Here is a 14,524-nt window from a genome sequence, read left to right on the forward strand (position 1 = left end):
GGCGTGTTGGGACCCCTCGATGCCGCGCGATGGGAGGGCGCGAGTCGCTAGAGTTCGCCGCGGCGCGCGCCGGCCCAGAGGTCGACGCCGGCGTCGACCGCGTGCTCGTCGATCGCGGCGAGCTCCTCGGCGGTGAACGACAGGTTGTCGAGCGCTCCGACGTTCTGCTCCAGTTGCTGCACGCTACTCGCGCCGATCACGAGGGAGGTGACCCGCTCATCCCGCAACGCCCACGCCAGGGCGAGCTGGGACAGCGACTGCCCGCGCCCCGCAGCGATGTCGGCCAGCGCGCGCAGGTGGCCGACAGCCTCGTCGGTGAGCCACTCGCGATCGAACGACGTTCCCGCCGCCGCGCGGGAGCCCTCGGGAACCCCGTCGAGGTACTTGCCGGTCAGCATCCCTTGCGCGAGTGCGGTGAAACCGATGACGCCGAAGCCGAGCTCGCCCGCGGCGTCGAGCAGGCCTTCGTTCTCGATCCAGCGATTGAGCATCGAATACGAGGGCTGGTGGATGAGCAACGGCGTGCCGAGGTCGCGCAGGATGGCCGCCGCGCGGCGGGTCTCGTCGGCGCTGTAAGAGGAGAGGCCGACGTAGAGCGCCCGGCCCGACCGCACGGCCGTGTCGAGGGCCTGCATCGTCTCTTCGAGCGGCGTCGTCGGGTCGGGCCGGTGGGAGTAGAAGATGTCGACGTAGTCGAGCCCCAGCCGGTTCAGCGACTGGTCGAGGCTCGCCAGCATGTATTTGCGCCCGCCGCCGCCCTGGCCGTACGGGCCCGGCCACATGTCCCAGCCTGCCTTCGACGACACCACGATCTCGTCGCGGAACGGCTTCAGGTCGTCGCGCACGATGCGCCCGAAGTTCGTCTCGGCGGCGCCGTAGGGCGGCCCGTAGTTGTTGGCGAGGTCGAAGTGGGTGACGCCCAGGTCGAACGCGCGGAGCACGGTGTCGCGCTGCGTCTCGTGGGAGCGGTCGTCACCGAAGTTGTGCCAGAGGCCGAGCGAGAGGGCGGGGAGGTCGAGCCCGCTGCGCCCGGTGCGTCGGTAGGTCATCCGGTCGTAGCGGTCGGGATTCGGTTCGTAGGCCATGAGGCAACTCTCGTGCGATCCGGCCCGGCTGTCCAACAGGGAGACGCGATGCCAGTAAGCATCGAATCGGATGAATGACTCGCCGTTGCTTGACCCGGCCACTCGATGAGAGTTACCTCGGAGACATGATCGCTCTCATCATCATCCTTCTCGTCGTGTGGGCCGTGCTCGCCATTCTGGGCTTCGCCATCAAGGGTCTGCTCTGGCTGGCCATCCTCGGCCTCGTCTTCTTCGTCATCACCGTCATCATCGGTTTCCTCCGGCGCGGGGCGTCGAAGGGGTAGCCCGCCTTCGTCCGCTGCGCCGTCTTCGAGCCGTCCACGCTCGTGGGCGGCGCTTTTTTGTGAGCGGCGAGCGGCCCGGTTGACAGATCTGCGTTTTGTATACAGAATACAGATGGGCTCACCGCAGTACCCGCCGGGCGGCCCGACCGAGAGACACTTCAAGGAATGAGGTAGGCATGTCCCGCGTCGACTCAAAGGTGAGAAGGCTGGTGGCTGTTGGGGCGGCTGTCGCGCTCGCACTCAGCATGGCCGCTTGTTCGGGCTCAGGGGGTTCTGGAGGCAAGACCGTCGTCTGGTCGAGCTGGGGCACCCCCGAGGAGATCGCCCGCTACAAGGCGTTCGACACGCAGTTCATGAAAGACCACCCCGACATCAAGGTCGTCTTCCAGCCCGTGGCCGACTACGGCGACTATCACACCAAGCTGCTCGCCCAGCTGGCGTCGGGAACAGCACCCGACGTGTTCTACATCGGCGACGACAAGATCGGCCAGTTCGTCAGTTCGAAGGCACTGCTGCCGCTGACCGACCTGATGGAGTCGAGCGCCAGCAAGACCAAGCCCGACGACTTCGCTCAGGGCCTGTTCGGTGCCACGAAGAAGGGCGACGAGTACTACGCCGCCCCGAACGACTCGAACCCGGATGCTCTCTGGTACGACAAGGCCGCTCTCAAGGCAGCCGGCGTCAAGGACGATCCGGCCACCCTCGCCGAACAGGGCAAGTGGACCACCGAGGCGTACCTCGACATGAACGCCAAGCTCAAGAAGGCGGGCCTCACCGGCTCGATGTTCTGGAACTACTGGTCGACCCACTACAGCTGGATCTCGTCGCAGGGTGGCACCGCGTTCGACAAGTCGGGTGAGTTCGTCGCGAACACCGACCCCACCAGCGTGAAGGCGGTGGATGTGCTCGCGAAGAACTTCCAGAACGGAACGTTCGTTGTGGCCGACACCCTGCCCGAGGGCGCCGGGGCCGACAGCGTCTTCGTCAGCCACAAGGCGGGCTTCTTCGTGCAGGGCCGGTACACGATCGGCACAGTCAAGGCCGCGGGCGACCCCGACGACTACGACGTGGTGCGCTGGCCGACGCCCGACGGCAAGGCCGCACCCACAGGCGTGGCCGTGAGCTATCTCGCCATCAACGCCAAGACGAAGAACAAGGACGCCGCGTTCGACTTCTGGACGAACTTCCTGAGCGCCGAGGGCCAGACGGCTCGCCTGAAGGGCGGCGGCAACGCCGTTCCGTCGATCAAGGGCGCCGACGACGTCGTGCTCGACGGCTACCCCGAGCACGCGCAGACGTTGCTCGACATGCGCGACATCGGCTTCGAGGATGACGCGACGGAGGCATCCGTGCCCGGCCTGTCGAGCGATATCAGCGACAAGATGCTCGCGCTCTACCAGGGCAAGGAGTCGACCAAGTCGACGCTCGACGACATCGCCAAGTTGATCTCCGACAAGACAGGCAAGTAGAGGTTCAGCAGTGAGTGCACCTTCCGGTTCTGTCACCATCGAAGCGCCGGCACCGCGCACACCATCAGGCGGGCTCCGCGCGGAGCCCGCCTGGCGGCGTCGTGATCGCCGCTGGGGCTACGTGTTCGTCGGCCCGCAACTGATCGGCATGGGGCTCTTCGTCGTTCTGCCGTTCGTCGCGAGCCTGGTGCTCGCGTTCGCGCAGTGGGACGGTCTCAACCCGCTCAGCTGGGTCGGGTTCGACAACTTCCGCACCGAGCTGAGCGACCCTCTGCTCGGCCGGTCGATCGTCAACACGCTTCTCATCGCGCTGATCACCGTTCCCGTGGGTCTCGGACTCGCCGTCGTGATCGCGGTCGCGCTGGAGAAGCTGAAGACGCGCACGCTGTACCTCATCCTCTTCTTCGCCCCGGTCGTCACCTCGAGTGTGGCCGTGGCGATGATCTGGCAGCAGCTGTTCCGCAAAGACGGCGTGCTCTCCGGCTTCATCCACGATGTGTTCCACGTGCCGGCGCCCGACTGGCTCGGTGACCCGCATCTCGCGCTCATCGCCGTGTGCATCGTCTCGATCTGGTCGTCGCTCGGGCTGAACGTCATCATCTTCCTCGCCGGCCTGCAGAACATCTCGCCGTCGGTGATCGAGGCGGCCCGCATCGACGGGGCCGGCGCTCTCACCCTGTTCTTCCGCATCCGGCTGCCGCTGCTGTCGCCGATCATGTTCTTCTCGACGGTCATCGCCTTCATCAGTTCGCTGCAGACGTTCGACACCGTCTTCATCCTCACCGCCAACGCCGGGCCGGACAATGCGACCCGCACGATCGTCTACCACATCTACGATCTCGGCTTCGGCAAGTTCCAGTTCGGTCCGGCGAGCGCCGCGTCGATCATCCTGCTCGTGCTGACCCTCGTGATCACCGGCATCCAGTTCACCGCCCAGAAGAAGTTCGTCCACTACGAGGATGCCGACGCATGACGACCACAGTGACGCCCTCTCCCAGCCGCGAGACACCGGCGGGCTCGGCCCCGGCATCCCCGACCCGTCCCCCTCGGGAGGGCAGCGCGGGCACCCGCACCCGCAAGGTCGTGCTGCATGTCGTGCTGCTCGTCGGCGGCATCGCGATGGTGTTCCCTTTTCTCTGGATGCTGCTCACCTCGTTCAAGACGCTGCCGCAGCTGCTCGGTGCTCCCCTCAGCGTGTGGCCCGCCCCGTGGACGTTCCAGAACTTCATCGACGCCTGGAACGACGCTCCATTCGCACAGGCGTACTTCAACAGCATCTACATCGCGGTGCTCGTGGTGATCGGAACCCTGATCACCGCGGCGATGGCCGGCTACGCCTTCGCCCGCATCAAGTTCCGCGGCAGCCGGGCGCTCTTCATCGTGTTCCTCGCCACGCAGATGATCCCGATGCAGGTCACGCTCATCCCGTTCTACTTCTTGATGGCACGCCTCGGCTGGGTCGACTCGCATCTCTCGCTGATCATCCCCGCCGCCCTCGCGAATCCCTTCGCCGTCTTCCTGATGCGGCAGTTCGTGCTGTCGCTGCCCCAGGAGCTCGAGGAGGCCGCGCTGGTCGACGGCGCCGGCCGCTGGCGCATCTTCTGGAGCATCATCCTGCCCAACCTGAAGCCGGGCCTCGGCGCTCTGGCGATCATCGTGGCGCTCAGTACCTGGAACAACTTCCTGCTGCCGCTCGTGCTGCTGAACAGCCAGGACCTGTTCACCGTGCCCCTTCTGCTGCAGAGCTTCCGAGGGCAGTTCGGCTCGATCAACTACGGGCTCATCATGGCGGCCTCGGCCGTCGCGACCATCCCGATGCTCATCGCGTTCGTGATCGGCCAGCGCCGCATCCTCAACAGCATGGCCTCGTCCGGCCTGGGCGGCCGGTGAGCGCCGCCGGAGACCGCGCCGCGCGGTATCTCGACCTGGAGAACGCTCCGTTCACGTTTCCCGGTTCGCGCATCCTCGTGCAGCGGGCCGATGGGGCCCTGACCGTTCGGCTCGCCGAGTACGAGCGACCGCTCGACGAGTGCGTGCTGGTGCGAACGCTGCGGGTGTACACGGCAGACGGTCGAGTCGCGCCCGTCACGGATGTTCTTCCCGACAGGATCGAGTTCGCGGATGCCGGGGTGACGCTGACGTTCGACGGCCCGTCAGCACTGAGCCTCGGGGGCGGGGGCCGCTGGAGCGTTGAACTCGATGTTCCGTCGCTCGCCGACGCCGGGCTCGACGCGGGTCTCTGGCGGCCCGGCCTTCCTTCGGCCGCGACGGCGTCGTGGAGCGCCGTCGGCGCGGACGATCTGCTCGTGCGCGGCGACACCGTGCGCCTGTCGTTCTCGGGGTCGTCGCTGCGGCTCGACATCGCGTCGGGCGCCAGCGCAGACGGCGCCAGCGCAGACGACGGCAGGGCCGACGTCTCACACGTCCGCGCGCTCGCCGCAACCGCGCAGGTCTGGAACGACTGGTTCGCCCGGTGTCCCGTCGTGCGCGACGACCTCGCCGACATGACCGCCTTCTGCTGGTGGGTGCTCGGCGCGAACATCGTGACCCTCCCCGGCCGCGGGGGCGCCAGGGCCGTCGTGCCGTCGAAGATCGGCTACGTCGGGCTCTGGCAGTGGGATGCGTACTTCATCGCCGCCGGTCTGCGCCACGGCGACCCCGAGCTCGCGCGCGAACAGCTCGACCTGGCGTTCGGCTTCCCGACCGCCGCCGGTCAGCTGCCCGACGTGGTGCACGACGATGGCGTGCTCGCCTCGAGTGACGACCTCCCGCCGGGCGACAGGGACAACTTGCGCCGTGCCGGCTCCGCCATCGCAGACCCCACCGCGCCCATACCGCTCACCAAGCCGCCGCTCGCCGCCTGGGCGCTGCGTGCGCTCGAAGGCCGGGTGGATGATCCGGCCTGGTTCGAGCGGGCCTGGGCGACCGTGGCGCGCAGCCAGGACTGGTGGTTCCGCGACTCCGATCTCGACGGCGACGGGATGCCCGAATACGGCCATCCGTACTCGTCGGGGCTCGACGACAGCCCTGTGTTCGACGCCGAGCTGCCCGTCGCGTCCCCTGATCTCGCCGCCTATCTGATCCTGCAAGACGATCTGCTGGCCGCCCACGCCCGCGACCGCGGCGACCGGGCAGCTGACGCGATGCACCGCGAGCGGGCCGAGGCCACCCTCGCGGCGCTCGAGCGGATGTGGGATGACGAGGCCGGCTTCTTCCGGTCGTCGGGGGCCGGGCATCCGCTCGCCGCCCAGACCGCCGTGAGCCTGCTGCCGCTGCTCACCGGCCGGCTTCCTGGCCGCATCGTCGGCCGGATGCTCGCCGCCATCGACGACCCCGAGCGCTTCGCGACGCCGTTCGCCGTTCCCACCGTCGCCGCGCGCGACCCGGACTTCTCGCCCGAGCGGATGTGGCGCGGGCCGGTCTGGATCAACGTCAACGCGCTGCTGGTCGAGGGTCTGGCGGTCTCCGGTCACGCCGAGCGCAGCCGTGCCCTCGCCGAGGCGACCCTGAGCCTCGTGATCGACGGTGGCGGCCCCCACGAATACTTCAACCCGCTCACGGGCGGCAAGGCGCGCACCGCGACGACCTCGTTCGGCTGGTCGGCCGCCCTCTTCGTCGACCTCGCGGTTCGCGTCTCCGCGTGACGTGTCAGGCCAGGCGCTCCCAGGAGATGCCGGCGTCGGCGAGGAGGCGGCGCATCCCGTTGGTCCAGTTGGCCTCGAGCGCCCGCTGGGCGGCCGGAACGTCACCGGCGATGAGGTACCGCGCGATGTCGGCGTGCTCGATCGCGCTGCGCTCCACCATGACCTCGTCGGGCACGAGCAGCGACTCGTATCGGTGGATGGCCAGGCGCACGGCCGCGATCTGTTCGAGCAGCCGCTTGTTCGGGCACGCGCTCAGCATGAGGTTGTGCCACTCGTCGTCTCGGCGATTGACAAGCGCGTGTTCGGCGACGTCGTCGTTGAACTCGGCGGCGAGCGCGGCCAGGCGGCCGCCGAGCGCCTCCAGCTCGTCGATGGGGGAGAGTTCGAGCGCGAGCGACTCGAGCGTCACGATGATCGGAGACAGTTCTTCGAACTCGCGGGCGCTCAGGGGCACGAACCGAAAGCCCTTGCCGTTCTCGCTCTCGATCTGGCCTTCGCTCTCGAGCGCGATGAGGGCCTCCCGCAGCGGTGTGCGCGAGACGCCGAGCTCAGCGGCGAGCTGCACCTCGTTGATGCTCTCGCCCGGTCGCACTTCTCCTGCACGCATTCTCGCGATCAATTCTTCGCGCACCTGTGATCGCAGATTCTTGCGCTCGATCGTCATGCACCCCTCCAGGCGTCCTGCGCACCGAGGCGTCGTGGGGCCTCGTCGGCGTCGCCAGCTTAGGGGTTGACCCGTCTTGGCATTCGCCTTAGCGTTGCTGTATACAGAATACAGTTACTCGAACGTCGTTGTAAAGCGACCGTTCGGTCCGCTCCGACCAGCACCCGAACCGACCGGGCCCGAACCGACAAGGGGAGACCAATGACGACCGCCTCGCCGCGAAGCATCCGCCTCGACGCGCTCGCCTACGGAGGCGACTACAACCCCGACCAGTGGCCCGAAGAGGTGTGGCAGGAGGATGCCCGCCTCATGGTCGAGGCCGGCGTGACGCTCGTGACCCTCCCCGTGTTCTCCTGGCCGCTCCTCGAACCGCGCCCCGGCGAGTTCGACTTCGCCGGGCTCGACCGCGTGATCGACCTGCTGTGGAGCCACGGCATCCGCCTCGATCTCGCCACCGCCACCGCCACGCCGCCGGCCTGGCTCGTCCGCGAGCATCCCGAGGTGCTGCCGCACAACGTCGACGGCGTTCGGCTCGAGTTCGGCTCGCGCCAGACGTACTGCCCGAGTTCCCCCGTGTTCAGGGATGTGGCCGTCCGCCTGACCCGCGCGCTCGCCGAGCGCTACGGCGAGCATCCCGCGCTCGCGCTCTGGCACGTCTCCAACGAGTACGGCGATCACGTGTCGCGGTGCTGGTGCCCAGTGTCGGCGCAGCACTTCCGCCGTTGGCTACAAGACCGGTATACGACCATCGACGGCCTCAACGAGGCGTGGGGCACCAGTTGCTGGGGTCAGCACTACCTCGACTTCGAGCAGATCGAGCCGCCTCGCACGGCCACCGGACCGATCAACCCCGCTCAGCAGGTCGACTTCGAGCGGTTCTCCTCCGACGCGCTGCTCGAACTCTTCCAGGCGGAGATCGACGTGCTCCGCGAAGTGACCCCCGGGGTCGCCGTCACCACGAACTTCATGAGCCTGTTCCGTGAGCTCGACTACTGGGATTTCGCCGCCGCCGAAGACCTGGTGACCGACGACGCGTATCCCGACCCCGCCGATCCCGACGCGCACGTCGGCGCCGCCCTCAACTACGGTCTGATGCGCTCGCTCAAGGACGGGCGACCCTGGCTGCTGCTGGAGCAGGCGCCGAGCGCGGTGAGCTGGCGCGACGTCAACGTGCCGAAGGCGCCGGGGCAGATGCGCCTCGGCAGCATGCAGGCGCTCGCGCACGGCTCCGACGGCGTGATGTTCTTCCAGTGGCGGCAGGCCAGGTTCGGCCCCGAGAAGTTCCACTCGGCGATGCTGGGCCACCGCGGTGAGCGCAGCCGCACCTTCGAGGAGACGAAGAAGCTCGGCGCCGAACTGAAGAAGCTCTCCGCCATCAAAGACACCCGGGTTCGCGCCTCCGTCGCCCTCGTCGCCGACTGGGATTCCTGGTGGGGAGTGAGCGCTCCGGATTCGCTGCCCTCGCTGCGCCTGAACTGGCTGACCGAGGCGCGCGCCTGGCACGCGGCCGCGTTCGCCCTCGGTCAGCCGGTCGACGTCGCCCGCGCCGCCGGTCCATTCGGAGACCACACCGTGCTGCTGGTCCCGAACCTCTACGCCGTGACCGACGAGCAGGCGGATGCCCTCACCACCTTCGTCGCCGGCGGCGGCCAGCTCGTCGTCGGTCCGTTCAGCGGGGTCGTCGACCACCGCGAGCAGATCCACCCCGGCGGTGCGCCCGGCCCTCTGCGCGACCTACTCGGCGTCGAGGTCGACGAGTGGTGGCCGCTGGCCGACGGCGATGCCCGCAGCATCCGCTTGCACGGCTCAGACGACAGCTTCGCCGTGCGGGTGTGGAGCGAATGGCTCGTCGCCGAGGGGGTCGATGTGATCGCCTCGTTCGCCGACGGCGACCTGGCGGGGCGACCGGCCATCACCCGCCGAGCCCGCGGGAAGGGAGCCGCCTGGTATCTCGGCGCTGGCCTCGACGCCCCGGGCATGCGAGCCATCCTCGCGCGCGTCTTCGCCGACGCCGGGGTTCGGCCGCCGTTCGACTCGTTCGACGCGAGCGACGCATCCGGGGCCGTCGAGGTCGTCACGCGCACAGACGGCTCCACCGATTTCACGTTCCTGCTCAACCACGGCCGCGAGTCGGTGACCCTACCCGGCATCGACGGCGGCACCGACCTGCTGAGCGGCGCCGACGCATCCCTCCCCATCGTTCTCGGCGCGTTCGACGTCGCAGTCGTGCGGCATCCGGCCGGCCGCCCCTCCGTTTCATCCGTCCCATCCGCAAGCGACCGCGAGGCAGCACTATGACCAAGCCCTTCGTCCATCCGTATCTGCCGAACACGGCGCCCGAGTCGCGACAGGCGATGCTCGAGGCCGTCGGCGCCGCCGACGTGGAGGAGTTCTACGCCGACATCCCGGCCGACCTGCGCCTGGGTCGCGCGCTCGATCTGCCGGAGCCACTCGTGGCCGAGCAAGACCTCACCCGTCACGTCGGCGGTCTGCTGAGGCGCAACCGGCCGCTCGAGCCCGGTCGTTCCTTCCTGGGTGCGGGCACCTACCACCACACCGTGCCGGCGGTGGTCGACGAGGTGATCAACCGCAGCGAGTTCCTCACCGCATACGCGGGCGAGCCGTACGAGGATCACGGCCGGTTCCAGGCCCTGTTCCAGTACCAGTCGCTGATGGGCGAGCTGCTGAACCAGGATGTGGTCAACGTGCCGACGTACGACGGCTACCAGGCCGCGGCCACCTCGGTGGCGATGAGCGGGCGCATCACCGGCCGCCGCCGCGTGCTGCTCGTCAGCGACGCGCATCCCGACAAGCTCTCGAAGGTGCTCGACTTCGTGGCCCCCACGATCGACCTGGAGCTCGTGCCCACCGTCGACGGCATCGCCGACATCGCGGCCGTGGCCGCCCGGATCGACGACGAGACGGCGGCCGTCTGGGTGGAGACCCCCAGCTTCACCGGAGCGCTCGAGACGGCCATCGCCGAGCTCGCAGAAGCTGCCCATGCCGTCGGCGCCCTGCTGATCGTCGGCACCGACCCGATCGGCCTCGGCGTTCTCACGCCTCCCGCCGATCTCGGCGCCGACATCGTGCACGGCGACATCCAGTCGCTCGGGCTGCATCCGTGGTTCGGCGGAGCGCACGCCGGCTTCATCGCGGTTCACGACGACCCCCGTCTGGTCATGGAGCTTCCGTCGCGCCTGTTCGGTCTGGCGTCGACGGATGTCGCGGGCGAGTACGGCTTCGGCGACGTCGCCTACGACCGCACCTCCTTCGCTCTCCGCGAGGAAGGGAAGGAGTGGGTCGGCACGGCCGCGGCCCTCTGGGGCATCGCGGCCGGCGTCTACCTCTCCCTCATGGGCCCGCAGGGCATGGCCGAGCTGGGGGAGACCCTGCTCGCCCGCACCGCCTATGCCGCTCGTGCACTCAGCGCGCTTCCCGGGGTGCGACTCGCCGACAGCGCGGTGCACCTGCGCGAATTCGTCGTCGACCTCACGGATGCGCGGCTCACCGCCCCCGAACTCGTCACCGTGCTTCGGGCGGACGGCTTCGAGCCCGGCGTCGTCGTCGGCGAGAACCACCTGCTCGTGTGCGTCACCGAGCAGAACACCCAGTCCGACATCGACGACCTCACCGGAGCTTTCGGCGCGGCCCTCGACAACACCGCCTCCAAGGAGAACGTCGCGTGAGCCTTCCCATCGCACCCAAGCCGGCCCTGCGCCGGTTCCACCAGGCCCGCTGGGACGAGCCGATCGTGTTCGAGCTGCACACCCCGGGCGAGCGCGGCGTGCTCGTCTCGCGCGCCGAACCGGGTGTGCTCGCCCAGGTCGGCGACGTGGTCGCCGACCTGCCCGCATCCCTGCGCCGCACCTCGGCGCCTGCGCTGCCCGAGATCGCTCAGATGCGAGTGCTCAAGCACTACCTGCGACTCAGCCAGGAGAACCTCGGCGCCGACCTGAACGTCGACGTCGGGCAGGGTACGTGCACGATGAAGTACGCCCCGAAGGTCAACGAGGCGATCGTGCGCACGCCCGAGCTCACCGAGCTGCATCCGCTGCAGGGTCAGGCGAGCGTGCAGGGCATCCTCGAGATCGTCTGGCGCACCGAGCGGATGCTCGCCGAGATCTCCGGCATGAGCCGCGTCTCATTGCAGACCAGCGGGGGCTCCGAGGCCATCTGGGCGAACATCTCGATGATCCGCGCCTACCACGCGTCGCGCGGGGAGGCGGAGCAACGGGACGAGGTCATCACGACGATCTTCTCGCATCCCTCGAACGCGGCGACCGCCAAGGCGGCCGGCTACAAGGTGATCACGATCCACCCCGACGCCGACGGCTACCCCGACGTCGAGGCCTTGCGTGCCGCGATCGGCCCGCGCACCGCGGCGATCATGGTGACGAACCCCGAAGACACCGGCATCTACAATCCGCGCATCCGCGACTGGGTCGACCTCGCCCACTCGGTCGGCGCGCTCGCCGCCTACGACCAGGCGAACGCGAACGGCATCCTGGGCATCACACGCGCCCGCGACGCCGGATTCGACGTGTGCCACTTCAACCTGCACAAGACGTTCGGCACGCCCCACGGATGCGGTGGCCCGGGCTCCGGCGCCAACGCCGTCTCCGAGGCGCTCGCGCCGTTCCTCCCCGGCCCCGTGGTCGAGCGCGACGGCGACCGGTTCTTCTTCGACGCCGACCGCCCGCAGTCGATCGGCTCTGTCGCTCCGTTCTACGGCGTCATCCCGAACATCGTGCGGACATACTCGTGGATCATGGCGCTCGGCGCCGACGGGCTGCGAGCGGTCGCCGAGACGGCCGTGCTGAACAACAATTACCTGATGCGCCGCATCCTCGAGATCCCCGGGGCGAGTGCGCCGTACGCGACCGGCCGGCGTCGCATCGAGCAGGTTCGCTACTCGTGGCAGGAACTCTTCGAGCAGACCGGCATCAGCAGCGAGGAGATCGGGGTTCGCGCCGCCGACTTCGGCATGCACTACTGGACGAGCCACCACCCGTACATCGTGCCGCAGCCGTTCACCCTGGAGCCGACGGAGTCGTACTCGATGGCCGAGCTCGACGAGTACGCTGCCGTTCTCGCCGAGGTGGCCCGCGAGGCGCGCGAGACGCCCGACGTCGTGCGCACCGCTCCGCACAACCAGACCGTGCACCACACGCACCACGACGACCTCGACGACCCCGACCGGTGGGCCGTCACCTGGCGCGCCTACCGTCGCAAGTACTTCGGCGAGACTCCGGCGGGCGCTGGGGCGGCCGCTGGCGCTTCGGCGTCGGTGTCGGTCGGGGCCGCGGTCTAGCGTGGGTCCGATGCATGCACCGGGCCAGACGATCGGGTTCCTCCTGAACCCGGTCGCCGGCGTCGGCGGGCCGGCCGGCCTGGTCGGCAGCGACGGCGCCGAGGTGCAGCGGGAGGCCGCAGCGCGTGGCGCCGTGCCGCGCGCCGCGGCGCGGGCTGCCGCTGCCCTCGCCGTCATCGCCCGGTCGCATCCGCAGCTCGAGGTCATCACGGCGGCGGGGGCGCTCGGAGAAGACGCCGTGCGCGCCGCCGGTCTGACGCCCCGCGTCGTCTACGCCGCTCACGGCGCCGGCCGAGGAACCACCGGCGACGACACCAGGCGTGCGACCGTCGCGCTCGGCGCAGCAGGGGCGTCGCTCATCCTGTTCACCGGCGGAGACGGAACGGCTCGCGATGTCGCGGCCGGTCTGGCGCCGGGCGTGGCCGTGCTCGGCGTTCCAGCCGGGGTCAAGATGTACTCCGCGTGCTTCGCCGTCTCGCCGACCGCGGCGGGCGCCCTGGCTGCGGAGTGGCTCGCCCGAGGCCCGCTTCCCGTGGGGCCGAGCGAGGTGCTCGACCTGGATGAGAGCCTCCTGCGCGCCGGCCGCCCCGATCCCCGTCTCTTCGCCCTGGTCCCCGTTCCTTCGGCTCCCGGCCGCACCCAGGCGCGCAAGGCGGCGACGCCCGCGGGCGAAGCCGAGGCGGTGCGTCGCGCGGCGACCGGTCTCGTGGGGCAGTTGCGCCCCGGCGTGCGCTACCTTCTCGGGCCGGGCGGAACGCTCGCAGAGGTCGCACGGGTGCTCGGCATCCCTGCCACACCGCTCGGCGTCGACGTTGTCGAGGACGGCCGTCTTCTCGTGCGCGACGCCTCCGAGTCGCAGGTGCTCGCCGCGATCGACGGCCACGATGCGAGTGCGGTGGTCACCGTGATCGGCGGGCAAGGATTCCTCCTCGGGCGAGGCAACCAGCAGCTGTCGTCGCGCGTGCTCGACGCGCTCGGCGCCGATCCGCTGCTCGTCGTCGCCACCGAACAGAAACTCATCGAGCTCGGCGGCCGCCCGCTGCTGGTCGACACCGGTGACGCAGCGGTCGATGCCCGCCTCGCCGGCCGCATCCGCGTCATCACCGGTCGTCGATCGTCGAGCATCTACCCTGTCGAGGCGGCGGCGGCGGCCGCTGCGCCGCCGATCGTCGACCCTTCATCCCTCGTCACGTCACACCCCACCACTGAAGGAGCATCCCCATGCGTCTAGACAACAAGACCGCCATCGTCACCGGAGGAGCCGGAGGCATCGGGCGTGCCACCTCGCTCGCCTTCGCCGCGGAGGGCGCCCGCGTCGCCGTCGTCGACGTGCAGCCGGGCGCCGCAGAGACCGTCGCCGAAGAGATCCGTGCCGCGGGAGGCACGGCGCTCGCGCTGACCGCCGACGTCTCGAGCGAGACCGACATCGAACGCGTGGTCGCCGACACGGTCGCCGAGTTCGGCGGGGTCGACGTCGTGTTCAACAACGCGGGGATCATCCGGCGCACCACCGCCGTCGAGACCACGGCCGAGGAGTGGGACAGGGTGTTCGGTGTCAACGTCAAAGGCATCTTCCTGATGTGCAAGCACGTCGTGCCCGTGATGGCGCAGAACGGCGGCGGCTCCATCATCAACACCGGGTCGGGATGGGGGCTCAAGGGCGGAGCCCAGGCCATCTCCTACTGCGCATCCAAGGGCGCCGTCGTCAACATGACCAGGGCGCTCGCCATCGATCACGGCCCCCAGGGCATCCGTGTCAACTCGGTGAACCCGGGCGACGTGAACACCGGCATGCTGCGCGACGAGGCTCGCCAACTCGGCCAGGAGACCGGTTCTTTCCTCGCCGAAGCCGCTGACCGTCCGCTGCAGCGCATGGGCGAGCCGCGCGAGATCGCCGCCGCTGTCGTCTGGCTGGCGAGCGACGAGTCCAGTTACGTCACGGGTTCCGCGCTCGTCGTCGACGGGGGCGGCATCGCGTAGCGCTCCGGCCCCGGCCTCGCCGAGTGTGGCCGTTCCTCGTGAGTGTGGCCGTTCCGGTCGAGTGTGGCAGGCAGACCGGCCACACTC

12 protein-coding genes are annotated in these 14,524 nt (G+C 69.3%); 10 read left to right on the forward strand and 2 right to left on the reverse strand.

The features are described 5' to 3' along the window. Window positions 1–47: 47 nt before the first annotated feature. Window positions 48–1,085: an L-glyceraldehyde 3-phosphate reductase gene (gene mgrA, locus ACFVWR_RS17965; RefSeq protein WP_387215375.1), complete on the reverse strand. Its 1,038-nt coding sequence runs from the start codon at window positions 1,083–1,085 to the stop codon at window positions 48–50. Between the two features lie 125 nt (window positions 1,086–1,210). Here mgrA and ACFVWR_RS17970 point away from each other — a divergent pair, with 125 nt between their 5' ends. The 5 genes from ACFVWR_RS17970 (at window position 1,211) to ACFVWR_RS17990 (ending at window position 6,482) form a co-directional block, all read left to right on the forward strand. Further along, a complete protein-coding gene (locus ACFVWR_RS17970; protein WP_387215378.1) occupies window positions 1,211–1,369 on the forward strand; it encodes a hypothetical protein in 159 nt (52 codons plus the stop codon). 209 nt (window positions 1,370–1,578) lie between these two features. Continuing rightward, entirely contained in the window at window positions 1,579–2,838 is a 1,260-nt protein-coding gene (locus ACFVWR_RS17975) for an ABC transporter substrate-binding protein (protein ID WP_387215381.1), read from the forward strand. 10 nt (window positions 2,839–2,848) lie between these two features. Then, the gene (locus tag ACFVWR_RS17980) at window positions 2,849–3,811 is read left to right on the forward strand and encodes a carbohydrate ABC transporter permease (protein ID WP_387215385.1); all 963 of its coding nucleotides are present in this window, start codon (window positions 2,849–2,851) and stop codon (window positions 3,809–3,811) included. After that, on the forward strand, window positions 3,808–4,728 hold the full coding sequence (locus ACFVWR_RS17985) for a carbohydrate ABC transporter permease (RefSeq protein ID WP_387215388.1): 921 nt from the start codon (window positions 3,808–3,810) through the stop codon (window positions 4,726–4,728). The genes ACFVWR_RS17980 and ACFVWR_RS17985 overlap by 4 nt, the downstream gene beginning before the upstream one ends. Continuing rightward, on the forward strand, window positions 4,725–6,482 hold the full coding sequence (locus ACFVWR_RS17990; protein WP_387215391.1) for an amylo-alpha-1,6-glucosidase: 1,758 nt from the start codon (window positions 4,725–4,727) through the stop codon (window positions 6,480–6,482). The genes ACFVWR_RS17985 and ACFVWR_RS17990 overlap by 4 nt, the downstream gene beginning before the upstream one ends. 4 nt (window positions 6,483–6,486) lie before the next feature. Here ACFVWR_RS17990 and ACFVWR_RS17995 read toward each other — a convergent pair whose 3' ends face one another. Then, a complete protein-coding gene (locus ACFVWR_RS17995) occupies window positions 6,487–7,146 on the reverse strand; it encodes a GntR family transcriptional regulator (protein WP_387215394.1) in 660 nt (219 codons plus the stop codon). Between the two features lie 201 nt (window positions 7,147–7,347). On the opposite strand from ACFVWR_RS17995, the gene ACFVWR_RS18000 reads away from it, so the two are divergent. The 5 genes from ACFVWR_RS18000 to ACFVWR_RS18020 are packed head-to-tail and all read left to right on the forward strand — an operon-like array spanning window position 7,348 to window position 14,437. Further along, window positions 7,348–9,444, forward strand: coding sequence for a beta-galactosidase (locus tag ACFVWR_RS18000; protein ID WP_387215397.1), 2,097 nt, complete (start codon window positions 7,348–7,350; stop codon window positions 9,442–9,444). Further along, a complete protein-coding gene (gene gcvPA / locus ACFVWR_RS18005; RefSeq protein WP_387215400.1) occupies window positions 9,441–10,832 on the forward strand; it encodes an aminomethyl-transferring glycine dehydrogenase subunit GcvPA in 1,392 nt (463 codons plus the stop codon). Before ACFVWR_RS18000 ends, gcvPA begins: the two co-directional genes overlap by 4 nt. Then, on the forward strand, window positions 10,829–12,457 hold the full coding sequence (gcvPB, locus tag ACFVWR_RS18010; protein WP_387215403.1) for an aminomethyl-transferring glycine dehydrogenase subunit GcvPB: 1,629 nt from the start codon (window positions 10,829–10,831) through the stop codon (window positions 12,455–12,457). Before gcvPA ends, gcvPB begins: the two co-directional genes overlap by 4 nt. A 10-nt stretch (window positions 12,458–12,467) precedes the next feature. After that, window positions 12,468–13,688, forward strand: coding sequence for an ATP-NAD kinase family protein (locus tag ACFVWR_RS18015; protein WP_387215406.1), 1,221 nt, complete (start codon window positions 12,468–12,470; stop codon window positions 13,686–13,688). Then, window positions 13,679–14,437: an SDR family NAD(P)-dependent oxidoreductase gene (locus tag ACFVWR_RS18020; RefSeq protein ID WP_387215409.1), complete on the forward strand. Its 759-nt coding sequence runs from the start codon at window positions 13,679–13,681 to the stop codon at window positions 14,435–14,437. The genes ACFVWR_RS18015 and ACFVWR_RS18020 overlap by 10 nt, the downstream gene beginning before the upstream one ends. The last annotated feature ends 87 nt before the right edge of the window (window positions 14,438–14,524 follow it).

Source organism: Leifsonia sp. NPDC058292 (assembly GCF_042880955.1).
In the GTDB taxonomy this organism is placed as follows: domain Bacteria; phylum Actinomycetota; class Actinomycetes; order Actinomycetales; family Microbacteriaceae; genus Leifsonia.

Coding starts and splice junctions, on each gene's coding strand:
- mgrA (WP_387215375.1), bottom strand. CDS start 1,085: ATGGCCTACGAACCGAATCCCGACCGCTACGACCGGATGACCTACCGA.
- ACFVWR_RS17970 (WP_387215378.1), top strand. CDS start 1,211: ATGATCGCTCTCATCATCATCCTTCTCGTCGTGTGGGCCGTGCTCGCC.
- ACFVWR_RS17985 (WP_387215388.1), top strand. CDS start 3,808: ATGACGACCACAGTGACGCCCTCTCCCAGCCGCGAGACACCGGCGGGC.
- ACFVWR_RS17995 (WP_387215394.1), bottom strand. CDS start 7,146: ATGACGATCGAGCGCAAGAATCTGCGATCACAGGTGCGCGAAGAATTG.
- ACFVWR_RS18000 (WP_387215397.1), top strand. CDS start 7,348: ATGACGACCGCCTCGCCGCGAAGCATCCGCCTCGACGCGCTCGCCTAC.
- gcvPA (WP_387215400.1), top strand. CDS start 9,441: ATGACCAAGCCCTTCGTCCATCCGTATCTGCCGAACACGGCGCCCGAG.
- ACFVWR_RS18015 (WP_387215406.1), top strand. CDS start 12,468: ATGCATGCACCGGGCCAGACGATCGGGTTCCTCCTGAACCCGGTCGCC.
- ACFVWR_RS18020 (WP_387215409.1), top strand. CDS start 13,679: ATGCGTCTAGACAACAAGACCGCCATCGTCACCGGAGGAGCCGGAGGC.